The sequence below is a fragment of the Rhodoligotrophos sp. CJ14 genome (assembly GCF_038811545.1).
GTDB lineage: Bacteria > Pseudomonadota > Alphaproteobacteria > Rhizobiales > Im1 > Rhodoligotrophos > Rhodoligotrophos ferricapiens.
Map to the genome: position 1 here is coordinate 887,250 of NZ_CP133319.1, position 22,597 is coordinate 909,846.

General features: G+C 60.6%; 20 protein-coding genes and 1 tRNA gene. 8 read left to right on the top strand and 13 right to left on the bottom strand.

The window, feature by feature from the left end; translation table 11 throughout:
- The 4 genes from gor to RCF49_RS04060 are packed head-to-tail and all read right to left on the bottom strand — an operon-like array spanning window position 1 to window position 3,935.
- Entirely contained in the window at window positions 1–1,380 is a 1,380-nt protein-coding gene (gene gor, locus RCF49_RS04045) for a glutathione-disulfide reductase (RefSeq protein ID WP_342642763.1), read from the bottom strand.
- 10 nt (window positions 1,381–1,390) lie between these two features.
- Entirely contained in the window at window positions 1,391–1,765 is a 375-nt protein-coding gene (locus RCF49_RS04050; protein ID WP_342642764.1) for a hypothetical protein, read from the bottom strand.
- Between the two features lie 5 nt (window positions 1,766–1,770).
- Window positions 1,771–2,484, bottom strand: a complete 714-nt coding sequence (rpiA, locus tag RCF49_RS04055; protein ID WP_342642765.1) for a ribose-5-phosphate isomerase RpiA — start codon at window positions 2,482–2,484, stop codon at window positions 1,771–1,773.
- Entirely contained in the window at window positions 2,481–3,935 is a 1,455-nt protein-coding gene (locus RCF49_RS04060; protein ID WP_342642766.1) for an NAD-dependent succinate-semialdehyde dehydrogenase, read from the bottom strand. Before RCF49_RS04060 ends, rpiA begins: the two co-directional genes overlap by 4 nt.
- 146 nt (window positions 3,936–4,081) lie before the next feature.
- Here RCF49_RS04060 and gph point away from each other — a divergent pair, with 146 nt between their 5' ends.
- Entirely contained in the window at window positions 4,082–4,792 is a 711-nt protein-coding gene (gene gph / locus RCF49_RS04065; protein WP_342642767.1) for a phosphoglycolate phosphatase, read from the top strand.
- 105 nt (window positions 4,793–4,897) lie between these two features.
- Window positions 4,898–4,972 (top strand) — tRNA-Val (locus tag RCF49_RS04070).
- A gap of 46 nt (window positions 4,973–5,018) precedes the next feature.
- On the opposite strand, the gene RCF49_RS04075 is transcribed toward RCF49_RS04070, so the two are convergent.
- Entirely contained in the window at window positions 5,019–6,131 is a 1,113-nt protein-coding gene (locus RCF49_RS04075; protein WP_342642768.1) for a transporter substrate-binding domain-containing protein, read from the bottom strand.
- A gap of 257 nt (window positions 6,132–6,388) precedes the next feature.
- Between RCF49_RS04075 and RCF49_RS04080 the strand changes: the two genes are divergently transcribed.
- The 3 genes from RCF49_RS04080 to RCF49_RS04090 all read left to right on the top strand — a co-directional run bounded on the left by RCF49_RS04080 (window position 6,389) and on the right by RCF49_RS04090 (window position 7,946).
- Window positions 6,389–6,697 carry a hypothetical protein gene (locus RCF49_RS04080; protein WP_342642769.1) on the top strand — a complete coding sequence of 103 codons (309 nt, stop codon included), beginning with the start codon at window positions 6,389–6,391 and terminating at the stop codon, window positions 6,695–6,697.
- Between the two features lie 169 nt (window positions 6,698–6,866).
- Window positions 6,867–7,112 carry a hypothetical protein gene (locus RCF49_RS04085; protein ID WP_342642770.1) on the top strand — a complete coding sequence of 82 codons (246 nt, stop codon included), beginning with the start codon at window positions 6,867–6,869 and terminating at the stop codon, window positions 7,110–7,112.
- Between the two features lie 120 nt (window positions 7,113–7,232).
- The gene (locus RCF49_RS04090; protein ID WP_342642771.1) at window positions 7,233–7,946 is read left to right on the top strand and encodes a YoaK family protein; all 714 of its coding nucleotides are present in this window, start codon (window positions 7,233–7,235) and stop codon (window positions 7,944–7,946) included.
- 112 nt (window positions 7,947–8,058) lie between these two features.
- On the opposite strand, the gene RCF49_RS04095 is transcribed toward RCF49_RS04090, so the two are convergent.
- The 4 genes from RCF49_RS04095 to RCF49_RS04110 form a co-directional block, all read right to left on the bottom strand.
- Entirely contained in the window at window positions 8,059–8,868 is an 810-nt protein-coding gene (locus RCF49_RS04095) for a glycoside hydrolase family 19 protein (RefSeq protein ID WP_342642772.1), read from the bottom strand.
- A 196-nt stretch (window positions 8,869–9,064) separates the two neighbouring features.
- Entirely contained in the window at window positions 9,065–10,618 is a 1,554-nt protein-coding gene (locus RCF49_RS04100; protein ID WP_342642773.1) for a SpoVR family protein, read from the bottom strand.
- 11 nt (window positions 10,619–10,629) lie between these two features.
- Complete coding sequence (locus RCF49_RS04105; protein WP_342642774.1) at window positions 10,630–11,940, bottom strand: YeaH/YhbH family protein; 1,311 nt, start codon at window positions 11,938–11,940, stop codon at window positions 10,630–10,632.
- 24 nt (window positions 11,941–11,964) lie between these two features.
- Complete coding sequence (locus RCF49_RS04110; RefSeq protein ID WP_342644115.1) at window positions 11,965–13,914, bottom strand: PrkA family serine protein kinase; 1,950 nt, start codon at window positions 13,912–13,914, stop codon at window positions 11,965–11,967.
- A gap of 1,118 nt (window positions 13,915–15,032) precedes the next feature.
- On the opposite strand from RCF49_RS04110, the gene RCF49_RS04115 reads away from it, so the two are divergent.
- The 3 genes from RCF49_RS04115 to RCF49_RS04125 all read left to right on the top strand — a co-directional run bounded on the left by RCF49_RS04115 (window position 15,033) and on the right by RCF49_RS04125 (window position 17,649).
- Window positions 15,033–15,515 carry a hypothetical protein gene (locus RCF49_RS04115; RefSeq protein ID WP_342642775.1) on the top strand — a complete coding sequence of 161 codons (483 nt, stop codon included), beginning with the start codon at window positions 15,033–15,035 and terminating at the stop codon, window positions 15,513–15,515.
- Window positions 15,516–15,886: 371 nt separating this feature from the next.
- Complete coding sequence (locus tag RCF49_RS04120) at window positions 15,887–16,789, top strand: hypothetical protein (RefSeq protein WP_342642776.1); 903 nt, start codon at window positions 15,887–15,889, stop codon at window positions 16,787–16,789.
- 230 nt (window positions 16,790–17,019) lie between these two features.
- A complete protein-coding gene (locus RCF49_RS04125) occupies window positions 17,020–17,649 on the top strand; it encodes a hypothetical protein (protein ID WP_342642777.1) in 630 nt (209 codons plus the stop codon).
- 99 nt (window positions 17,650–17,748) lie between these two features.
- Here the strand turns inward: RCF49_RS04125 and maiA are convergent, their stop codons facing one another.
- The 4 genes from maiA to hflK form a co-directional block, all read right to left on the bottom strand.
- The gene (gene maiA, locus RCF49_RS04130; protein WP_342642778.1) at window positions 17,749–18,384 is read right to left on the bottom strand and encodes a maleylacetoacetate isomerase; all 636 of its coding nucleotides are present in this window, start codon (window positions 18,382–18,384) and stop codon (window positions 17,749–17,751) included.
- A 225-nt stretch (window positions 18,385–18,609) separates the two neighbouring features.
- The gene (locus RCF49_RS04135; RefSeq protein ID WP_432807387.1) at window positions 18,610–20,139 is read right to left on the bottom strand and encodes a DegQ family serine endoprotease; all 1,530 of its coding nucleotides are present in this window, start codon (window positions 20,137–20,139) and stop codon (window positions 18,610–18,612) included.
- Window positions 20,140–20,446: 307 nt separating this feature from the next.
- Window positions 20,447–21,445 (bottom strand): protease modulator HflC, encoded by a 999-nt coding sequence (gene hflC, locus RCF49_RS04140; RefSeq protein ID WP_342642780.1) that lies wholly within the window; start codon window positions 21,443–21,445, stop codon window positions 20,447–20,449.
- Complete coding sequence (gene hflK, locus RCF49_RS04145) at window positions 21,442–22,557, bottom strand: FtsH protease activity modulator HflK (protein ID WP_342642781.1); 1,116 nt, start codon at window positions 22,555–22,557, stop codon at window positions 21,442–21,444. Before hflK ends, hflC begins: the two co-directional genes overlap by 4 nt.
- Window positions 22,558–22,597: the final 40 nt, after the last annotated feature.

The following is a 22,597-nucleotide window of genomic DNA, read 5'->3' on the forward strand; positions in this document are numbered from 1 at the left end:
CTACTGGGCAGCGGCCGCCGGTTTTCCGCGCTTTACCCGCATGGTTACGAGTTCTTCGGCCGCCGTCGGATGAACCGCGACCGTCGCGTCGAAATCGGCCTTTGTCGCACCCATCTTGATCGCAATGCCGAGCACCTGCGCCAGCTCGCCCGCATCCGGTCCGAGAATGTGGCAGCCGACCACCCGATCGCTCCGGGGCTCGACAATGAGTTTCATCATCATCCTCTCCTCCCGGCCGGAAAGCGTATGCTTCATCGGCCGGAAGCTCGTCTCGTAAACGTCGACATCGCCGAACCGCTTGCAGGCTGCCGCTTCGGTCAACCCCACCGTACCGATCTCCGGCTGCGAGAACACGGCCGTGGGCACGTTCTCGTAGTCGACTGCGGTGGGATTGCCCTTGAACACGGTTTCAACGAAAGCGACGGCCTCCCGGATCGCAATCGGGGTTAAGGCCATTCTGTCCGTGACATCGCCAATGGCATAGATGCTGGGCACCTTTGTCCGCGAATGCGCGTCGACCGGGATCTCGCCTCGTTTGCCGAGCTCGACACCGAGATCCTCAAGCCCCAGCCCTTCCGTATTGGGGATACGGCCGATCGCCAGCATCACCTGCTCTGCCCGCAAGGTGTCGCCCTTGAGCGTGGTCGCAACCACATCCTTGCCCTGCCGCTCGAGACGAGTGAGCCAGTCGCCGCAAATGACCTTGATCCCCTTGCGCTCATATTCCGCCCGCAGCGCTTTTCTCAGGTCATCATCGAATCCGGAAAGGATTTCAGCCCCCCGGTAGAGGATCGTGGTCTCAACGCCGAGGCCCGAGAAAATACCGGCAAACTCGACGCTGATATAACCAGCCCCGCCGATGATGATGCTCTTTGGCAAACGCTCGAGATGAAAGGCTTCGTCAGAGGTAATCGCCAGCTCATGCCCGGGAAGATCATGGTGCCTGTTGGGCCGTGCGCCGGTTGCAATCAGGATGACCCTTGCCGAGACCTCCCTGCCCTCGCCCACCAGTTGGACTGTGTTGGGAGCTGCCAGCACAGCGCGACTGCGAATGACCTCGACGCCTGCCGCATCGAGATTGCGCAGATAAATCTGAGACAGCCGCTCGATCTCCCGATCCTTGTTGCGCACCAGCGTCGGCCAGTCGAATTCCGGCTCCGGAACATTCCAGCCGAACCCTGCCGCATCCTCGAAGGCTTCCGAGAACTGGCTGGCATAGACGAAGAGCTTCTTCGGCACGCAGCCCCGAATGACACAGGTGCCGCCAATGCGAAATTCCTCAGCGATGGCTACTTTCTTGCCGAGCTGTGCCGCAAGTCGCGCGGCGCGAACGCCCCCTGATCCGGCGCCAATGACGAACAGGTCATAATCGAAGCTCATGAACGGCTCCTCAGTCATCCTGCCCGGGCTCGGCCACGAGATGCACGAGTCCTGCAGGGTTCTTAATCCAAAAGCCGCGAAATCCGGTCGGTAAGGGCTCGACCGAATCGCAACGCTTCACATTGGCGGCCTTCAACGCCTCGGCCGCTCCATCCGCGTCATCGGTGGTGACCTCGAGCCACAGTTCCGCCTGCCGCTGTCCCTCTATTCGGTCAAGCCACAGCCGGATCTCGCCGAACTCGACCAGCACATTGGTGGGACTGCGGAAGTCGATCGGAAGCCCTAGCGTGTCCCGATAGAATTTCACCACATCCACGAAATCTTCCGGCGGCAGCTTCATCGCGATGTTGCGGCCGCCACTGAATTTGGCGCGCGTTTCGGTCATGGATGTCAGACAGGTTCTGGTTTGAGCGTCACCACACCATCGGCACCCGCCAGGAATGCGGCAGAGGCAAGGCCGATGAACAGACCATGCTCAACCACCCCGGGTATGGAATTGAGCGCCTCCGAAAGTGCCTCGGGATTGTTGATCCGGCCAAAGGCGCAGTCATAGATGTGATTGCCGCCATCAGTGACGAACACCGCACCATCGCACATCCGCAGGGTGATCTCCCCGGCAATCCCGAGCCGGCCTGCGGCTTCAGCAATATGCAGGCGGGTTGCCCCATGTCCGAACGGCGTCACCTCGATAGGCAATGGAAAGCGGCCGAGCTGGCCGACCTTCTTTGACTGATCCGCGATCACCACCATGCGCGTCGAGGCGAACGCGACGATCTTCTCCCGCAGCAGAGCCCCGCCGCCCCCCTTGATCAACCGCAAGGCCGGATCGACCTCGTCAGCGCCGTCGATCGTAAGATCAAGCCTTGGCGTCTCATCGAGAGTTGTGAGGGGAATTCCCAGCGTTTCGGCCTGCGCCCGGGTGGCTTCGGAGGTGGGCACGCAAATGACGTCGAGCCCCTCGGCAACCTTCCGCCCCAGCGCCTCGACCAGCAGCTTTGCCGTCGAGCCGGTGCCGAGTCCAAGCTTCATGCCCGGCTCGACCAAAGCGAGGGCGGCCAATGCGGCCGCCCGTTTCAGCTCGTCCTTTGAGCCTTTTGTGCTCACGCCTTGAGCCCGCCCATCAGCATATACTTGATCTCGACATATTCCTCGATACCGTGATGCGAGCCTTCGCGGCCGAGGCCCGATTCCTTGACACCGCCGAACGGGGCGAGCTCGGTCGAGATGATGCCCTCATTGATGCCGACGATCCCATACTCGAGCGCCTCGGCCACGCGCCAGCAGCGGCCGATGTCGCGCGAATAGAAATAGGCTGCAAGACCGAACTCCGTATCGTTCGCCATCCCGATCGCCTCTTCCTCCGTCTTGAACCGGAAGAGCGGGGCGACGGGGCCGAAGGTCTCCTCCTTCGTCACCAGCATGCGCGTGGTGACGTTCTTGAGGATGGTCGGCTCATAGAAGCTGCCGCCCAGCGTATGCGGCCTGCCGCCCACCACCACTTCGGCGCCATTGGCGACCGCATCACGCACATGTTCCTCGACCTTCTCGACGGCGGCCTTGTTGATAAGCGGGCCCGTGGTCACGCCCACTTCCATGCCATCGCCCACATTGAGCTTCATGACGGCCGAGGCCAGCTTCTCGGCGAAGGTGTCATAGACCCCATCCTGCACCAGGATGCGGTTGGCGCAGACGCAGGTCTGGCCGGCATTGCGGAATTTCGAGGCCATGGCACCCGCCACGGCCTGATCGAGATCGGCATCATCGAATACGATGAAGGGCGCATTGCCGCCGAGCTCGAGCGAGACGCGCTTCACGGTCGAGGCGGCTTGCTGCATGAGCACCTTGCCGATCTCGGTCGACCCCGTGAAGGTGATGGCGCGCACGATGGGGTTCGAGGTGAGCTCGCCCCCAATGAGCGAGGCCTTGCCGGTGAGCACGTTGAAGACGCCCTTCGGGATACCGGCCCGCTCGCCGAGCTCCGCCAGCGCCAGGGCGGTCAGGGGTGTATCGCCTGCCGGCTTGCAAACGACCGTGCAGCCGGCAGCGAGTGCCGGCGAGACCTTGCGGGTGATCATGGCCATTGGGAAGTTCCACGGCGTGATAGCACCCACCACGCCGATCGGCTGGCGAATGGTCACGATCCGGGCGTCATCCTTATGCGATGGCAGGGTTTCACCGGCAATGCGCTTGGCCTCTTCCGAATAGAATTCGGTAAAGCCTGCGCCATACGCAACCTCGCCACGCGCCTCGCTCAACGGCTTGCCCATTTCGGCGGTCATGATCCGCGCGAGATCCTCCTGGTTCTCCATCATGAGCTCGTACCAGCGGCGCAGGATCTTGGCGCGGTCCTTGGCCAGCGCCTTCGACCAGCTCGCAAAGGCCTTCTCGGCCGCCTCGATCGCCTGGCGCGTTTCTTCCGCCCCGAGGCTCGGCACTTTGGCGAGCACGGCACCGGTGGCGGGATTGGTCACGTCAATGGTGCTGGCACCGCCGACCCATTCGCCATTGATGTAGCAGCGGTCCTTCAGCAGCGACTTATCTTTCAGGAACTCCATCGCACTCTCCTTGTGCATCCCTTCTGCCTCGCGCGCCTTTTAGCCCCGCGCCGACTCTCGGTCATGACTTAATCGCTTAGCCCATCTTTGCGCAACCATGGCATTGGCGCTATGCGTCAGACGCAGGCAGATATTCAGGAGACCATATGCGCGATCTCACGGGCGTTTCGCTTATTTTCGATCTGGACGGCACCTTGGTCGACACTGCACCCGATCTCGCGGACGCCATGAATGCGGTGCTGCTGCGTCATGATCGCCGCACGATTCCGGCCGAGCGCGTGCGTCATATGGTGGGTCACGGTGCCCGTGCGCTGATGGCCCTGGGCTTCGCCGAGACAGGCAAGGCGGCGGATGACGCTCTGCTCGATCAGCTCTATGGTGAGTTCCTCGACCATTACCTCGACCATATCGCTGATGAAAGCGTGCTGTTTCCATCAGCCCGGCGGGCGCTGGTTTCCTTGCGCGAAGCGGGGGCGCAGCTCGGCATTTTGACGAACAAGCCAGAACAGGCCGCGCTCAAGCTTCTCCGCGCACTCGACTGTGCCGAGCCGTTTCGCGCTGTGATCGGCGGCGACAGCCTCAAGGTCAAGAAGCCCGACCCGGAATGCTATCGCGAGGTGCTCCGCCGTATGGGCGGTGATCTCGCGCGCTCCGTGATGATCGGCGACAGCGAGACCGACGTCCTGACCGCCAGAGCGGCAGGCGTACCCGTGATCGCCGTCAGCTTCGGCTATACGCCCGAGCCGGTCGCAAGCTTCGCGCCCGATCTGATCATCGACAGCTATGACGAGCTGGAGCAGGCGGTTCGCCACCTGCTGGAACGCGGGCTTGCCCATAGTGAGCCGCCAAAACTGTGACGGATCACCAAGAAGCTGTTGCCATCACCCATCTTGCCCGCTATATCGCAAGACCTCCGGCGAACTTCGGTTTCGCGGGCCAGAGCCAAGAGCTTAGGGCCAGATGGGGGCGTAGCTCAGGGGTAGAGCGCACCGTTCACATCGGTGAGGTCGGAGGTTCGAAGCCTCCCGCCCCCACCATCTCCCAAACGCATCTTTAGCCGTTGCGCCCTGCCGCTGCGGCAGGTTAGGGATCGAACCCGAAATAGCGGGTTTTCATCTCCTCGAGAACGCCATTCTCTCTCAGCGCAATGACACCCAGGGAAACAGGCTTGGTGAGGGCGCTGCCAGGCGGGAAGGCAAAGCCATATTTCTCCGGGTCGAACGTATCGCCCACCACGTCCAGCGGCAGATCCGGATGGGTATGGGCGAAATATTCCAAAGCCGGATTGTCAGCCACCACCGCATTGACCTCGCGGTTGAGCAGCGCATTCACCGCATCCTCGATATGAGGAAATGGCACTGTCCGGATCTGTTGCTGCTTCATGTGTTTTTCCGCGACGCTCCCCGCCCGCACGGCCACGGTTTTTCCGTGCAGATCGGTCACGCTGTTGATCCGGTTTGCGATATGCGATGCGGTCATCACGCTGGTGATCGAGGACGTCACATAGGCCACAACCGCAACGCTGACCAGCAGCCACAGGCCCTGCCAGATTCGGCCGACCCAGCCGAACAGGTTCTTCCGGGATGTCTCGCCCTGAGTGGCAAGCGAGATCATGTGATAGAAATTTTCGGCAAAGCCCTCGCGCCAACTCTGCGGAAACTCTTCATCGAATAGGCGGTCAATGATCGTCACGATGATCGTGCCGAGCATGATGCAGAGAGCGATCCATCCGAAATTTCGGAGATGCCCGGCCTCTCGGAGATCATCGATGATGGTCGATATGCTCGAATTCGGATCCGAGTGCACCATGACCCTCAGGCCCGAATCGAACCACGAATGCGAGAAATCGACGACCTTCGCTCTATCCTCGGTGATGCTGAGATCCGTTACGGCTGCATCGACTTGGCTGTTTTTGACCGCGTCGACCAGATCCGCATAGGTGGGATATTCCACGAATTCCGAAGCGATGGCACTGCCGGCAGCGACCTTCTGCCAAAGCTCGATCGCCATGCCGGAATAGCTATTGCCCTCCTTCATGACGAAGGGTGGACTGACGTAAACGCCGACTCTGACGAGCTGTGGTGCGGGCGTCGCCTGGGTGACGCCTTGCGCGACGCTTCTGTTCGCAAGCAGAAGGCAGGCCAAGACAGCCAGGAAGATGACGCTCCCTAACTGCCGATACGACTGAACATTCATCTGTAGCGGTCGCCTTACGGCTGCCTATGAGGTTAGCTGCTGTGGAGACGTTTGCAGACAACTCTTACGATTGTCTTGAATTCCGCCTCATCGCGAAGCCGCGCCGTCTGCACCGAATGAGGCGCTCGATCGCCTTGACAGGTCTTCCCCTAAGGCCTAGCCAAGATATCTCGATCCGGGCCCCTCTGGCGCGCGTGCTCGGCTCACGGCGCGATGTCGGATCTTTAACCGCCATTCAGCCCGTACGGATGTCGCCGATGCTCGGTGAACTGGTCGCGTTCCTCATTAATCTCTTCATCGTCGAGCCTATCCAGACCGAGTTTACAAGCCGCCTCGAAAGGCTCGGAGCCCCACCTCAAGTGATGCAGGAGCTCACAAGCTGCGCGAGAGCAGCCCAGCCCGTTCTGGTCGATACCTATAGCAATGATCCGGTGAGCGGCCTCTGGACCGTGCTCAGCCTATGGACGGGCATGACGAGCTTCGACACAGTCCTTCGTCAGGAGGTTCCTGCCTGCGCCGGAGCACTTGATCGCGCACGACCCTATCTTGAGGGCCTCGCAAACTGACAAGCAAATGATTGCATCCTGATCCGTCAGCTCTGGAACCAGAGTTCATCGGCATCATTATCCATATGACGGGTGCTCGACATACGGGCGTCATTGCTTCGGCATGCTGACCCACGACCGTGCGTCGATCCCCGTCACCTTCGGGGCCTAACCTGCTTTGGAGACCTGGATGCCGAAACTGCCGCTCGCCGTTGACATCGCCACATTGGTGGAGAAGAAGGCAAAGTCGCGCCAGGCCTTGGACGCCGATGCGAGCGCTGAGCGTCTTCTGGCGAAACATCCCGAAGCCTCCGGCATTTCTCAAGCCGACGTCGCCGACGTGCTCCAGGAGGAATATGAGCTCGCGGCAGACGAGAACCGCTCAGCCGCACCGGAGAGCGGCGGCACCACGTCCGAATCTATCCCCCAGGACTGAGTAGCCCACGACTAGGCGTTCTCTACACGTATTTCTCAACTTTAGATTGCATTATCCTTGGCATTCTCTGTTTTGATCAGCGCGACTAACCCGTGCTGGAGAGGGAGCCAAGCTGAGCGCATGTTGGATGAAGAAGGAGAGGACAGGACGCAAGCCGCAGATCTTCGGCTGGCGTGTCTGCTGGCGGGTGTTGCCGGAGCGTTGAATACCGCAGGTTTTCGGGCCGCAGGCTATTTCACGGCCAATATGACGGGAAACGTATCGCTCGTGTCCCATGAGTTTGCTTTGGGGAACATCCTCTTGGGTCTTTTTTATCTCACCATCGTCATCCTGTTCGTCGCCGGGGCCTTGGCCTCGAGCCTTCTCATCAATGCAGGCAGGCGCCGCCACGGTCGCTCTATCTACGCTTACAGCATATTGGCCGAGGCCCTCCTCCTCTTCATTCTCGGATGTGCGGATCTTTGGCTCGAGGCTGTTCATTCCGGCCCGATTTTCATCCTCGGCTTGAGCTTCGTGATGGGACTTCAGAACGCAATCGTAACCCGCATCTCGAATGCCCGCATCCGCACGACCCACATCTCCGGCATGGCCACCGACATCGGGATCGAGCTCGGCAAGCTGCTGGACATTCGCCTGGGCAAGTCGCCCCAATCTGACAAGGCCCCCAATCTCGCCAAGCTTTGGCTGCATTCCTGGACCGTGGCCGCGTTCCTTCTCGGCGGCATCATTGGCGTCGCCATTTACGATGAGATAGGCGGCTTGCTTTTGCTCTGCGCAGCCGCCCTCTTGTTCGCCATAGCGTTGCCGCCGATAGGCGAAGAACGAAGCGCCTAGGGCAATTTCGAGCGACCGGTCAGAGGTTCCACAAAGAAGATGCGTGAGAGGCGGAAGAATTTCAGGTGGCTCACGGACGGCGCACGTGATTGAGCCCCGTCCGTGATCTCTGTCAAGAAGGCTGGCTGGATGGCTCTCGCGCCTGTTCGTGTTGCCGTGATGCCCTGTGGCCATGCAGGAAAACCGCGAGCCCGACCGCAAGAACCACGAGCGCGCCCAAGGCCCAAGGGCTCTCCAATGTCGCGAGCACGGCCGTGATAAGCCCGCTCGCCGCAGTGGCAGCCCCCGTCCATATTTGCGGAATGCCGAATGGCGACTGAGCCGTTTGGGCATCCGGCGCCTGCGCTGCATGGATAGCCGCGAGAAACGCCTGGTGATAGCCGGCAATCAGCTCGGCCTTGTCATTGATATTGATGATTGCGCGTGCGCCGACCGGGTCGTCCCTTGAGGAGTTGAAATAGTCGGTCAGCTTCTTTCCGGTGAACAGCCCCCGCGTCATGCCTTGAAAGAGGATGCGCGTTGCGACATCCAGATTGAGCGCGAGATCGGGATTATCGACGAGATCGACCCCAATGAGGTCCCCGATCCTCTTGTAGTTGTCGCGCCAGGTGATCTGAACGAAGCCGCGGCCGTAATAGACATGTCCATTCGCATCCGGCTTGCCATAGGGCCGGTTCTCGACAATCTTGCGTGCCTCCGCATCCGAGCTCGCAAATCCTTCCCGCACCGGCATGAATCGGCGGCCGGTTTCGTGATAGACCGTGGCCAGCATGTAAGCGAGATGCCGCTCATCCAGGTTTTCCGGGAAGGTCTCCCAGTGGCTCAGGATCGCTTGTAGCCCGGACATCTGGTCCTCGGCGAGGTGCTCCGAAAATGGCGCAGCACTCGCGCTGGCAAAGAAAATTTCTCTGTTGATGCTCATAGCCCTGCTCCGACAATCCCCCGATGATAGTTCAATCCGGCGGAGGTCGGTGCGGTGCGCTGCGACCAGACTTAAGGAGCGGTGGAGCGTTCCACAGGCATTGATACGATCCGTTCAGCTAGCCTGCCCGAGTGCACAGTGGCTGCCAAAACCATCCATTCTCGACAGGACATAGCCAAGTCGGCTCTTCACACGATCAATCGCCGCTGCTGGAGCATTCGTAGAGCTTTGCTCCAGTTTCCGCGTCAATCCCGGTCATGCTGACATTATAACCCCAGAGATGGCGCACATGCCGCAGCGTGGCGTCGCGGTTGCCTTCTTCAAGCACGATCCCGTTCTTCACATTGTGCTGCAGGCGCAGATGACGATCACCCAACAGGTCCACGTCCACCACCTGGATATCGATCTGATTGGTGCCGATGTCATATCGGCGCGACAAGGCTTGCCGTATCCTCTCATAGCCTCGTTCGTTATGGATTGACGCGACCTCGAGATAATCATTCCGCGCCTGATCGGTCAGCAGGAACAGCCTGAATTTGCGCATCAGGTTTGGGCTGAGATACTGCAGGATGAAGGATTCATCGCGGTGATTGGCCCAGGCATCGAGCAGCGTCTCGCGCCAGTTGCCGCTGCCCGCAATCTGAGGAAACCAGTCGCGATCCTCCGAGGTCGGATCCTCGCAGATCCGCTGGATCTCCTGCATCAGCGCAAATCCCAGCGCATAAGGGTTGATGCCGGGAAAGCGCGGGTCATCGAAGGCCGGCTGGAAGACCACGTTGGAATGGCTTTGCAGGATCTCCAGCATCGCACCCTCCGTGATCATGTCCTGGTCATAGAGCCTGTTCATGATGAAATAGTGCACGAAGGTGGCGCAGCCCTCGTTCATCACCTTGGTCTGCCGCTGCGGATAGAAATACTGCGCGACCACGCGGACGATCCGGAGAATTTCCCGTTGCCACGGCTCCAGAATGAGGCTGTTCTTTTCCAGGAAATAGAGGAGGTTCTCCTCGGGCAGCTTCAATGAGCGCCGGCGCTCGGAGCTATCTTTGGGGTCATCCGCGTCCCGAGCGTGGTTGTCGTTATTGTCGTTGACCTGCGGCAGCGTCCGCCACAGATCGTTGAAGGTCTGCTCCTCATACTCCAACCGCTCGCGGGCCCGTTCGCGCTCCTTCTCGGTCGACAGCCGCGGCGGTCGGCGATAGCGGAAGACGCCCTGCTCCATCAGCGCATGCGCGGAGTCCAGAATAGCCTCGACCGCCGCTGTTCCGTACCGTTCCTCGCATTTGGCGATATACCTCTTGGCGAACTCCATATAGCCGAGAATGGCGCTCGCATCGGTCCACTGCCGGAACAGGTAGTTGTTCTTGAAAAAATGATTGTGGCCGAACGCAGCATGGGCGGTCACCAGGGCCTGCATGGCCATGGTGTTTTCTTCCATGAGATAGGTGATGCAGGGATTGGAGTTGATCACCAGCTCGTAAGCAAGCCCACGATGGCCCTTGCGGTAGGCATGCTCCTCGAACACGAAACGCTTGCCGAAGGACCAGTGCTGGTACATCAGTGGCATCCCGACCGAGGAATAAGCATCCAGCATTTGCTCAGACGAAATGATTTCCATCTGATTGGGATAGACATCGAGCTTCAGCTCATCGAGCGCGATCCTCTCTATCGCATCATAGGCGCGCGACAGCAGCGCGAAGTTCCAGTCGGAACCGCTAAATAGGAGCTTTGAGACCGCGCGTTTTCCCATTCCGATCCTGCTCAATTTCGCGCTTGCGCGTTTGGCTGCTTGGAGAAGAGCTTTCTGAAGACCGGATAGATGTCGGCCGGTCTCGCAATCCGGGTCATCTGAAAATTGGGCAGCTTGTCGCTGACTGTGCGATAGGCGCGCCAGAGCGAGGTCCCATTATCGGTCGCCCCGAAGATCTCCGTCTCGCGCTCGTCTATAATCTCGACATAGGCGTAATATTGGCAAAGTCGCATCACCTTGTTGTTGAGCAGCGCGGAACAACGCTCCGAATCCCCGGCGATATTGTCCCCGTCGGACGCCTGCGCGGCGTAGATGTTCCAATCCTGTGCCGGGTAGCGCTCCTCGATGATGCGCAGCATCTCTTCGAGCGCGGTGGACACCACCGTGCCGCCGCTCTGCTTGCTATAGAAGAAGGTGTTCTCATCCACCTCCCGTGCCTCATCCGTATGTCGGATGAACACGATGTCGATCCGGTCGTAGCGCCGCTTGAGAAAGAGATGCAGCAGCACGAAGAACCGCTTGGCGAGATCCTTCTCCCGCTCGCCCATGGAGCTTGAGACGTCCATGAGGCAGAACATCACCGCATTCGCATTGGGCAGTGGCTGTGCTTCGAACCGGTTGAACCGGATATCGAGGGGATCGACGAAAGGCACCAGCCGGCGTCGTCGTTCGAGCCTTTCGAGCTCCTGGCGCAGTGCCTCGATCTGCTGGCGTGTGGCGGCACTGCTCGGACCTTCTTCGAGCTTGGCGATTTCTTCGGCCACCCGTTCGATTTCGTGCAGCGACGGCCGCCTGAGCGCAACCCGCCGCCCGAAGCTGTTGCGCATGGTGCGGCCGACATTGATGTTGGTGGGCGAGCCCACGGTCGAGTAGCCGGCCCGACGCGGCTTGTAGGCGACTGTCTCCTTGAGGCTCAACTTCACCATGTCTGGCAGCTCGAGATCCTCGAAGAAAAGATCGAGAACCTCCTCGCGTGACAGCACGAACTGGAAATCGTCCTCGCTCTGCCCCGTGCCGCCGGCCTTGCCCGATGCGCCACCGCCCCCGGGCTTGGGGATGCGGTCGCCCGGCGCGAATTCGCGATTGCCGGGCAACACATATTGTCGCTCGCCGCTATTGGGCGATGGCTGGAAGGTCGGTTCGCTCGTGCCCTTGGCGGGCATCGGCACGCTCTGCTCAGCGTCAATGTCCGCGATCTTGCCGGACTTGACCTGCTCCTTCACTGCGCGCTTGAGCTCTTCCCGGGCTCGCCTCAGGAAACGTCGCCGGTTGCCGAGGCTCTTGTCCTTCGGATTAAGGCGGCGATCTATGAAATTTGGCATCGGCAAACCCGCTCGTCCGCATCATTAACCCGCCTTGTTTACACGCATGTACCAGTCGACGAGCCGTCTCACCTGCCGTTCCGTATACCCGCGCTCGACCATACGATGGACGAACTCAGCGTGTTGCTTCTCGGTGGCGCTATCCTTCTTCGAGCCGAAGCTGATCACCGGCAGAAGGTCTTCCACCTGGCCGAACATCCGCTTCTCGATCACGTCCCTCAGCTTCTCATAGCTGGTCCAGGACGGGTTCCGGCCATTGTTCTTGGCGCGGGCCCGCAAGGTGAACTTGACCACCTCGTTGCGGAAGTCCTTCGGGTTGGCGATGCCCGCGGGCTTCTCTATTTGCGACAGTTCGCTGTCGAGAACTTCGCGATTGAGAATCTGCCCGGTGTCCGGGTCCTTGAAGTCCTGATCCTCGAGCCACGCATCCGCATAGGCGATATAACGGTCGAACAGGTTCTGTCCGTATTCGCTATAGGATTCGAGATAGGCCTTCTGGATCTCGTGTCCGATGAACTCGGCATAGCGCGATGCCAGTTCCGACTTGATGAAATCGAGATAGGCCGCCTCGGTCTCCTTCGGATACTGCTCCCGCTTGATCGCCTGTTCCAGGATATACATGAGGTGGACCGGATCGGCCGCGACCTCCTTGGTGTCATAGTTGAACGTCTCCGAGAGCACTTTGAAGGCAAAGCGCGTGCTCACCCCGGTCATGCCCTCGTCCACGCCCGCGGCATCCCGGTACTCCTGCACCGGCTTGGCCTTGGGGTCGGTGTCCTTCAGGTTCTCGCCGTCATAGACCCGCATCTTGGTGTAAAGCGGCGAGTTCTCATGGGGCGTGAGCCGGGTTGAAACTGTAAACCGACTGAGGATCTCGAGCACTTCCGGTGCGCATGGATTGTGGACGAGCTCACTCTCGCGCAACAGCTTCTCGTAGATCTTCTTCTCTTCCGTCACCCGCAGGCAATAGGGCACCTTGACCACGAGGATGCGATCGAGAAAGGCCTCGTTGTTCTTGTTGTTCTTGAACTGCAGCCATTCCGATTCGTTTGAATGGGCCACGACGATGCCCTGATAAGGGAAGGCGCCGAAATTCTCGGTCCCGTTGTAATTGCCCTCCTGGGTTGCCGTGAGCAGAGGATGCAGCACCTTGATCGGCGCTTTGAACATCTCGACAAATTCCAAGAGACCTTGCGTGGTCCGGTTGAGCCCACCGCTATAGGAATAGGCATCAGGGTCCGCTTGGCTGAAATTCTCGAGCTGCCGGATATCGACCTTGCCCACCAGCGAGGAGACGTCCTGATTGTTCTCGTCGCCGGGTTCGGTCTTGGCGATGCCGATTTGCCGCAGCCGTGAAGGGGTCAACTTGACGACACTGAACTTGGAGATGTCGCCATTGATTTCGTCGAGCCGTTTGGTCGCCCAGGGTGAGATCAGCCCACTGAGCCGCCGCCGTGCGATGCCGTATTTGTCCTCCAGCAGATCCGCCATCCGATCCGGATGGAACAGGCCGAGCGGCGATTCGAAGATCGGGCTGATCTGTCCATTGATCATGAGGGTGTAGATGGGGCGCTGCTCCATCAGTTTCTTGAGCCGCTCAGCCAGCGACGACTTGCCGCCCCCAACCGGTCCGAGCAGATACAGGATTTGCTTGCGCTCCTCTAGACCCTGCGCGGCATATCGGAAATATCCCACGATCCGCTCGATCGTGTCTTCCATGCCGTAGAAATCCGCGAAGGCCGGATAGATCTTGATGGTTCGATTGGCAAAGATGCGGCCGAGACGCTCGTCCTTGCTCGTATCGACGAGGGTCGGTTCCCCAATGGCATCCACCATGCGTTCAGCCGCCGTGGCATACATCGAGGGGTCATCGCGGCAGGCCAGCAGATACTCCTGCAGGCTCATCTCCTCCCGCGTTGCGCTCGTGTAGATCTCCGAAAAGAGATCAAAGACGTCGGACTCTCTCCTTTGCATCATGCTCTCTCGTGACAGGCGGGGTTGGGTCATCGGGATCGCTGCCTGTCGGCTCCTGTTGGAGTGAACGGTTTCCCGCCGCCAAAGTTCCTCGCATGCCCGGCGCTCTGCCGCAGATGAAAAACAGCCAATCTGCGTCGTTTGCCTTCACGCCGGCCCCTTCAGCACGTCCACCAACTCGGCCCTTCGGCAGTGGTGAGAAAGCCGCCTTGGAGGTCAGTTCAAGACCTCCCGGCAGTTCGCTAGATGGTTCAGATAGGGCCCCAGCCAACATACTCTGCCTCGCCCCTACGAACGTCCACTTTTCTAGTCGAGCCATCTTCATCACAAGTACAGATCCGCAACACGCTGTTTTGCTCATCTGTATCCGTGGCCAGCAAGATTGCTGATGGCCTTTGGACCAGCTGCGCGACAGCGCAAAACTCACTTGCGTTTGAGACTACGACCTGATCTTGCCATCAAACCCCTTTCGAGGCTCTTACCGAAGTCTCCCTCGACACAATTCATGATGCCGGCATCCGCCGACGCAACGCGACCCTGGTCGACTGCATAATATTTGGGCTTAAATGGCTGCCCCGAGCACACGAGGGCCAAGAAGCGGCAATGGAATTTACCCAGCGAAAAGTCGCGCTTCACAGGATCCCCCGATCTCGAGGACCGTGCGCAACCGACACAGTCTAGATCAATTCTGAGCGATCAAGAATGCCGTCGATGCCAGATCACAGCCTGTTCACAGAAATTACTATACCGCAATGCAAGCACCCCACCAAGTTCGCTTTTCGCATCAATTATTTGAGAGCCGTTCCTGACTGAGGGCTGCGTAGGCAGCTTTCCGGAGGAGCCGAGCACGGCTTGCACCACGTCGCACAACAGTCACAAGACTGTTGCCGCCCTGCGGGCTGTGTTCTTGGAGACGATAATCGAGACAATCGGCGCATGACGACCATCTTGACCCTCGCCTTCCCAGTATTTCCTCTTGAAGCTTGGTTCCGCATCCGGAATAGGCCTGAAAAGACCGTACGGAGCGCCGTCCCTCCGGCCGTTTCGTTTAATGGTCCACAATCGGAACCCCCATTTTGCGCTGTTGTTCTCTTGGCATCATCGATAGGGAGAACCAGATGCGAAGCTTTTATTTACGTGCACCCCTGACGGCAGCGGCAATTCTCCTGGGCAGCACCACACTCTATGCCCAAGTGAGCTCGACCGGCGACACGACACCGGGAACGCCTCCGAGCGTCGCGGCAACCCCCGGGCAGACCGGCACCACCGGGGAGCAGGTCATTGGCCAGGCGACAACGCCGATGGGCAGCAATGCGGGCTCCTCCACAGAAGGATGCCAAGCCGGCCAACCCGGCTGCGAGGCGGATAACGAGCGCAGCGCGGAAGACAACGCTGGCGGCAGCAACAACACCGGCAACACGGGCGAGAACAACGGCAGCGCTGGCAATCCGGGCACTGGTGGCACTGGTGGAACCGGTGGTACGGGCGGGACTGGCGGAACCGGTGGCACGGGCGGTACCGGTGGCGGCTCTGGCAGCGGCAGTGCCGGCGGCGGCTCTGGCAGCGGCGGTGCCGGCGGCGGCTCCGGCAGCGGCAACTGACCGCTTTATCTCACACGCCAGGCAAGAGCGGACCAAGGTCCGGTCTTGCCTACCCTAAATCGTGATTTGCACAACTGCCCCCACCTCTTCATAGATGCCGGCCAGATCGTGATATCGAGCACTGGGGTAAGGCTGTCGTGGCGCACGATCCCGCCCATATTCGCACCCGGCACATTGTTGTTTCGGCATTGCTCCTCGCAGGGATTATGTCTGACGCCCGAGCGCAAGAGCGCGACCCTGGAAGTTGGGTGGTCCTCCGGGAGGAGGATGGTTTGGCCCAAGGTGCAGCGCCCTGCGAGTCGGCCCCCCCGCCAGATCCCGCGCAGCACACCGTAAGCCTCTGCCAGAGCGATGCGCCTCCTGTTTCCGGATTGAAATTCCGTGTCGACCTCCTGCCGGAGATCAATGCGAGCTTGGCTGAGCAGCGTCGGCGCGAGGCGATGTATGACGCACGTCGCCGCGCCGCGGCTGCCCGCATGATCCGCCAGCCGATCTTGAGCGCAAATGCGGATATGCCTTTCACATACAGCTTCTCCGCAAGCGAAGAGGGCTCGGACAATCGCTACTCCCGCGACCAGATAGAGGCGCGCGGGAACGTTTCCGTTGCGGGCTACATGGTGGAAGCAAGCCTTGCGGAAAGCTCCTATGCCACCATCTCGGGCTCGAACCGCTCCTCGAAGCTCCGCGTGGAGGCCCCCTTTACGCTCGGCCCGATCCGCCTGACGACTGGGGTTGGCACTTACTCCGTCCGCGACACAACGGCCGGCGCGGCAGCACGGCGTATTGGCCACGGGATTGATCTAAAGATGGCGGCGAGCATCGCCGACAATGTCGATGGCGAACTCAGCGGGAAAGTGGAACGGGTAAAGAACGGTGCCACGACCATCAACTCCATCGCCTCGGGCACCCTCCATTATCGCTTCGGTGTCGGCGAATGGCAGGGACGACTATCCCCAGGCGTGGATGTCAGCCAGTCGAGTGGCCCGAGCACCCCAGCCAGCATGGCCGTCCGGCTTGGTGTTGCCATGACCCGCGGCCCCCAGAATCTCGAGCTGAGCCAACGGCTCTATCGTCAGCAGATCGCCGGAACAGGCATTGTCGGCGAGGATCATCAGACCGCGGTCAATTACCGCTATACTTGGCCCCGCTCATCGATAGGCCTGCGCGGCTCCCATACCACCAATATCAATGATGAGAGCGGGCGCTCGGAGAACTGGCAGCTCGGAGCGGTATGGACCCTCAAGCTCGACGCGCTCGCTGATTACCTCCAGTAACGAATTGCACCGAAAGCTCAGCCGGCAGAGCAGAATTTCTGCTGATGATCATGCGCGCCGGGTGCCCCCCGTCCGAGCCCCCTCTCCTGCTCTATATAGTTGCACAGATCCCAATTTATACACTTTTTAATTGCAGAAAGGACACAAAAAGTTAAGGTTGAAGCACTGCGGAGCCGCGATTCGACTGCTGGCGCCTTGCGGTTGTTGGGTGACTGCGGAGGGAGTGGGACATGTCGATGACGATGAGGGCAACGACTTTGGCGGGAGCGAAGGACCTGGACGTGCTCAGTGAGCGTGGGTCGGATCGTTGGCAAGAACCGAAAGCTCCTCTGGATCAGCGAGGCTTTGCTGAACCCGGCCATCAGGAGGCACATGACGAGCCCTATCTCCAGCATCGCTTGAACGATATGCATCGCCCTGACTTTTCCGAAGCGGAGCCTGGGCTACGTGCCCAGGAACCAGACGAGACCGCGGAATGGGCCAGGACCGGCCAGTTGCATGGTCAGGAGAGCTTCGATCTGCGCCATGTCTCCCATGCGGCCGAGCGGGGCGCCATCATGGGCACCCGCCGCCTTGATAAGGTGCGAGCCGAATGGCGCGACTTCACCCGCCGGCTCGAGAACTCGACCTTGGCGATGACGGAATTGCGCCGGCTCCGGGCCGAACTGCGCCGGCGCGAGATGTTTCTGTTTGTGCTGGGCGGCCTTCTTTTGATCATGGGCGCCCTTTACGGCGCGCTCGTCTTCTCTTCACCTCAGCTCCTGGGCAACCCCCGCAGCGAATTCGGCTGCATGATGATTGGCGGTAGCTGGGCCGAAACGCCAAATGGCAAGCAATACTGCATTTTCTGGGCGCAGTGATGGAGGCCTAGCCCGCCGTTGTTCACCTGGTCCAGCGCTTGAGTTCTGCCCGGCAGCGTCCCGCGCTCGGCGGTGCACCCTCTCAGTGATCTGAGTGAATCACTCGGCCCCCGCCTCGGCCTGCTGTGACGGATGCGCCATGGCAAAGGCTGGCAGGCTGCCGCACAGATCAGCGACTTTGCACACCTTCGGAAAGTCATCGAGAGGAGTGCCGAGCCGTCGAGCGGTGACGACCTGCGGCACCAGGCAAACATCAGCCATCGTCGTCTGGCCGCCGAAGCAATGCCCATCATCTCCGATCATCTGCTCGAGCGCCGCAAAGCCGCTCTGAATCCAATGGCGCACCCACTGCTCTATCGCCGCCTCATCTGCCTGTAACTGGTCAGAAAGCTGGCGCGTGACCCTGATGGCGATCAAGGGATGGATGTCACTGACGATGATCTGCGACAGGGCTCGCACACGCGCGCGCGCTTCGGCGTTGCGTGGCAACAGAGGTGGCTCGGGAAAGCGCTCTTCCAGATATTCAAGAATGGCCAGGGATTGGGTGAGCGGCGTCTCTTGGCCAATGTCGAGAGCCGGCACCATCCCCTGCGGATTGAGAGCCCGATATTCCGGATCATGCTGCGCCCCAGCCATGAGGTCCACAGGGATCTGTTGGCGCTCGATGCCCTTCATATTGAGCGCGATACGGATGCGGTAAGCAGCTGAGCTGCGAAAATAATGGAACAATCTCATTTGGGCCAATCCAGCCGGCAATCTGCTTTCAATCCTATATGGCAGATAGCAGAAGCCGGCTGGTAACTAAAGCCCCGACCGGTGCTTCAGGGCCAACCGACGCACCGCCGGGCTTGACCGGTGATCCAGGGGCCACGGCGACAAACGCACCTTCCCTTGCTGAATGCCCCGCTCGAGGCGGGGCATGACGCTTTTGTGGGATGTCAGCTACGCTTTCAACGCCCGCTACGGCTTCGACTCGCCGGCATCCCCGCCGAGGCGCAGTCCCAAAAAGCGCGGCTCGCCTTGCGCATTGGAAACCAGCAGCAGCACTGATTTACGGCCACTCTTGGCAATCTCCGCCACCTGCTCGGCCACATCATCAGGAGTTTGCACCTCCCGCTGACCGACCTCGACAATGACATCACCGGGCTGCAGACGCTTTTCGGCAGCCGGCCCGCCCGGCGTCACCTCGGTGACCACAACGCCGCTCACGCTTTCCTTGATCTGATACTGCTCACGCAGCGCATCCGTGAGGATGCCGAGCTTCAGCCCGAGCTGATCGACGGTCTTGGCTTCCGGCACCGGCGTCTCTTCAGGCTCGGCCGTCTCCGGCTCATCGACGGACGTGTCCTCCTCGCCCACCTTGAGGTCGCCCACCACCACCGAAAGCGATTTCTTTTCGCCATTGCGCATGACGATGACCGGCACCTGCTTGTTGATCGGCGTATTGGCAACGATCCTTGGCAGGTTCCGCATGGCCGTCACAGGCTTGCCGTCGAACTCGAGAATGACGTCGCCCGCTTCAATTCCAGCCGCAGCCGCAGGACCGCCCGGCGTGACTTCGGCCACCAGCGCCCCGTGGCTGTCTGCCAGGCCAAGGCTCTCGGCAATCTCGTCCGTGATGTTCTGGATGCGCACCCCGAGCCAGCCGCGGCGCACCTCTCCATGTTCGCGCAACTGGGAGATGACCGCCTGCGCAGTGGTGGAGGGAATGGCAAAGCCGATGCCGATCGACCCCCCCGTCGGCGAGATGATCGCGCTGTTGATGCCGATGACCTTGCCGTTCATGTCGAACAGCGGCCCACCCGAATTGCCCCGGTTGATCGCCGCATCGGTCTGGATGAAATCATCGTAAGGCCCGGCATTGATGTCGCGATTGCGGGCCGAGACGATGCCCAGCGTCACCGAGCCGCCCAGACCGAACGGATTGCCGATCGCCATCACCCAGTCGCCGACGCGCAATTGGTCGGAATTGCCGAACTCAACCGCCTGCAGCGGGCTCGTCGGCTTGATCCGCAGCAAGGCGAGGTCAGTCTTCGCGTCCCGACCGACAACCTCCGCATCGAGATTGCGCCCATCGGCGAAATTGACCTGAATCTTATCGGCCCCCGTGATCACGTGATTGTTGGTCACCACGAGACCCGAGGGATCAATCACGAATCCCGAGCCGAGGGAGTTGGCCTGCTGCTCGCGCTCGGGCATTCCATTCTGGCCGCGCTGCTGCCGGTTGAAGAATTCCTCGAAGAACTCGCGGAACGGCGAATTCGGCGGCAGATCGGGCATGGGCACGGCCTCACGCCCTTCGAGCTTCTGGGTGGTCGAAATATTGACAACCGCACCAGACAGACGCTCAGCGAGATCGGCCACCGATTGTGGTCCTGCGGCGTCAGCGGGCATTCCACCCACGGCAAGAACCACGAAGACCGCCGCGACCACCGATCGGAATGTCCGCCGATGAGCATTTCCGATCTCGGCTAAGAACGTTCGTCCCATCGGCATTCTATCTACCTCGTTCCAGAAAAGGGAAATTTAGCCCATTTGTCTTGTCAGGAAGTTCTTGAGTGCGCTGAGCCTTGCTCGGGCGCCTGTCTCCTGAGCTCACGACCAGAAGACCCGCCGCGAGCGGAAAAGACACAATGCGCGGCATGGTCCCGTCATGAGAGAATCTCCGGTTTTCTGCCGGCGCGCGCGAGCCGGACAAGCCAGCACGGCAACCGCGGCGTCGCTGATCGGCAGGCGGCAAGGCCTGCCGATCTAAATTATGCCAATTGCAGCAATGATGCACTCGACAAATGCGTCATCACTCCGCCTGTGCCGGCTGCGGTGCCGCTGGGGCGCCTCCCGGCGCGGCCGAGGCGCCCGGCGATATTGCCTGAGCGCCGGCCGGGCCAGGCCCTGGCTGAGGCGCACCATTCGGGGCCGGCGAGGCTTCTCCTTGTGCATTGTTGAAGAACGAGAAGAACTCCGAATCCGGCTTCAGCACCAGGGTCGTATTGTTGCCCTGCATGCTCTTGCGATAGGCCTCGAGCGACCGCCAGAACGCGAAGAACTCGGGCGAGCGGCTATAGGCCTCCGCATAGATGCGGCTGCGCTCCGCATCGCCATCACCCCGGGTGATCTCGCCATCCCGCTCGGCCTCCGAGACCAGCAGTACCGCGGTACGGTCTGCTTGCGCCCTTATCTGCAGGCTGCGCTCCGTACCAACCGCCCGGATCTGCTCGGCCTCAGCCAAGCGTTCCGCGCTCATGCGGTCATAAGTACTCTGCATGACCTCTGGCAAAAGATCCGTGCGCCTGATGCGGACATCCACGATCTGGATCCCGATCTCGCGCGCGCTCGGAATCAAGGCATCGCGGATTTCTCGCATCATCTGCTCGCGCTCTTGGCTCAAGGCCGCATCGAAGGACCGCTTGCCGTAGGTTGCGCGCAAGGCCGCATCGAGCGAGGTCTCGAGCCTGTCCTCGGCATCCTGCTGATTGGCCTCTACCGATTCTCGGAACCGGCGAGCATTATCGATGCGATACATGGTGATGGTGTCGACGAGATACCTGCGCCCGTCCACCACCTGCACCCGCTTGTCATTGCTCTCGAAGAACTGCAGCGGACGGGGGATATAGACCACGCTCTCGATGACCGGGATCTTGAAGTAGAGCCCGGGCTCGTCGATCTCGCGCTTGATCTCGCCGAACTGCACCACCAAAGCGCGCTGACGCTCATCCACGATGAAGGTGGCCATATAGGCAAGCAGCGCGATCACCGCCAGGATGATCAGCAGCCCGTTACGAATGCTTGGATTCATTGGCCGGCTCCCGTGCTGCTAGATGTCGCGGGAGGGGTTCGCCTCTGCTCGATCTGGGGAAGGGGCAGATAGGGCACCACGCCCTGGCCGGCCGACTGGTCCAGGATCACCTTGTTCGAGTCTCCAAGCACCGCCTCCATGGTTTCGAGATAGAGCCGGCGGCGCGTCACGTCCTGAGCCTTGGCATATTCATTATAGATCTGCACGAAGCGCTCCGATGAACCCTCGGCTTCCGCGATGACCCGGCCCTTGTAGCCTTCTGCTTCCTCGCGGATGCGGGCAGCCTCACCGCGTGCCTCACCCAGGCGGCGATTGGCGTATTTCTGCGCGTCTTCGATGAAGCGCTCCTGATCCTGCTTGGCCCGTTGCACCTCTTCGAAGGCATCCGAGACAGCCGCCGGGGGGTCGGCCCGCTCGATATTCACGCTGAGCAGTTGAATGCCTGCATTGTAATTGTCGAGTGTCGATTGCATCAGCTTCAGCACCGACTCCTGCACTTCGCCGCGGCCAGTGGTGCGCACGACCTCAGCCGTTGTCTGCCCCACCACGTCGCGCATGGCGCTTTCCGCCACGACGCGCACGAGCAGCTCAGGCCGAGAAATATCGAACAGATATTCGCGGGGATTGCTGATCCGCCACAACACGGTAAAGCCGATATCGACGATGTTCTGATCGCCCGTCAGCATCAGGCCTGCATCATCGTTGCGGCCGCCTTGCAGGGAGCCGATGCGCATCTGGTTCGTGCGCAGCGCCGGCACGGTCTCGACCGTTTCGAAAGGCCAGAAGATGAAATGAAGGCCGGGTGTCGTTTCGCCTGGCTTGGCCTTGCCGAACAGGAGCTCGACGCCGACCTGATCCGGCTGCACGCGATAGGCTGCGTTCCAGAGATAGACGCCGATCAGCGCGGCGATGACGGCGAAGACCACCAGCTTGTTGGAGCCGCCACCCGCGCCACCCCCGCCAGGAAAGATCGTTCTCAGCCGGTCCTGGCCTCGCTTCAGGATCTCTTCCAGGTCCGGTGGAGAATTGCGGGGTCCGCCACCCTGAGGCCCCTGGCCCCACGGTCCACGGCCGCCGCCTTGCCAACCACCGCCTTGACTACTCCAAGGCATCCGCTTTCAACCTTCCTCGCTAGAGATGAACGTCCTGAAA

Coding starts and splice junctions, on each gene's coding strand:
- RCF49_RS04115 (WP_342642775.1), top strand. CDS start 15,033: ATGCGAAGCTTTTATTTACGTGCACCCCTGACGGCAGCGGCAATTCTC.
- gph (WP_342642767.1), top strand. CDS start 4,082: ATGCGCGATCTCACGGGCGTTTCGCTTATTTTCGATCTGGACGGCACC.
- maiA (WP_342642778.1), bottom strand. CDS start 18,384: ATGAGATTGTTCCATTATTTTCGCAGCTCAGCTGCTTACCGCATCCGT.
- hflK (WP_342642781.1), bottom strand. CDS start 22,557: ATGCCTTGGAGTAGTCAAGGCGGTGGTTGGCAAGGCGGCGGCCGTGGA.
- hflC (WP_342642780.1), bottom strand. CDS start 21,445: ATGAATCCAAGCATTCGTAACGGGCTGCTGATCATCCTGGCGGTGATC.
- gor (WP_342642763.1), bottom strand. CDS start 1,380: ATGAGCTTCGATTATGACCTGTTCGTCATTGGCGCCGGATCAGGGGGC.
- RCF49_RS04090 (WP_342642771.1), top strand. CDS start 7,233: ATGTTGGATGAAGAAGGAGAGGACAGGACGCAAGCCGCAGATCTTCGG.
- RCF49_RS04050 (WP_342642764.1), bottom strand. CDS start 1,765: ATGACCGAAACGCGCGCCAAATTCAGTGGCGGCCGCAACATCGCGATG.
- RCF49_RS04080 (WP_342642769.1), top strand. CDS start 6,389: ATGCTCGGTGAACTGGTCGCGTTCCTCATTAATCTCTTCATCGTCGAG.
- RCF49_RS04095 (WP_342642772.1), bottom strand. CDS start 8,868: ATGAGCATCAACAGAGAAATTTTCTTTGCCAGCGCGAGTGCTGCGCCA.
- RCF49_RS04105 (WP_342642774.1), bottom strand. CDS start 11,940: ATGCCAAATTTCATAGATCGCCGCCTTAATCCGAAGGACAAGAGCCTC.
- RCF49_RS04135 (WP_432807387.1), bottom strand. CDS start 20,139: ATGGGACGAACGTTCTTAGCCGAGATCGGAAATGCTCATCGGCGGACA.
- RCF49_RS04125 (WP_342642777.1), top strand. CDS start 17,020: ATGTCGATGACGATGAGGGCAACGACTTTGGCGGGAGCGAAGGACCTG.
- RCF49_RS04100 (WP_342642773.1), bottom strand. CDS start 10,618: ATGGGAAAACGCGCGGTCTCAAAGCTCCTATTTAGCGGTTCCGACTGG.
- RCF49_RS04060 (WP_342642766.1), bottom strand. CDS start 3,935: ATGGAGTTCCTGAAAGATAAGTCGCTGCTGAAGGACCGCTGCTACATC.
- RCF49_RS04075 (WP_342642768.1), bottom strand. CDS start 6,131: ATGAATGTTCAGTCGTATCGGCAGTTAGGGAGCGTCATCTTCCTGGCT.
- RCF49_RS04085 (WP_342642770.1), top strand. CDS start 6,867: ATGCCGAAACTGCCGCTCGCCGTTGACATCGCCACATTGGTGGAGAAG.
- RCF49_RS04110 (WP_342644115.1), bottom strand. CDS start 13,914: ATGCAAAGGAGAGAGTCCGACGTCTTTGATCTCTTTTCGGAGATCTAC.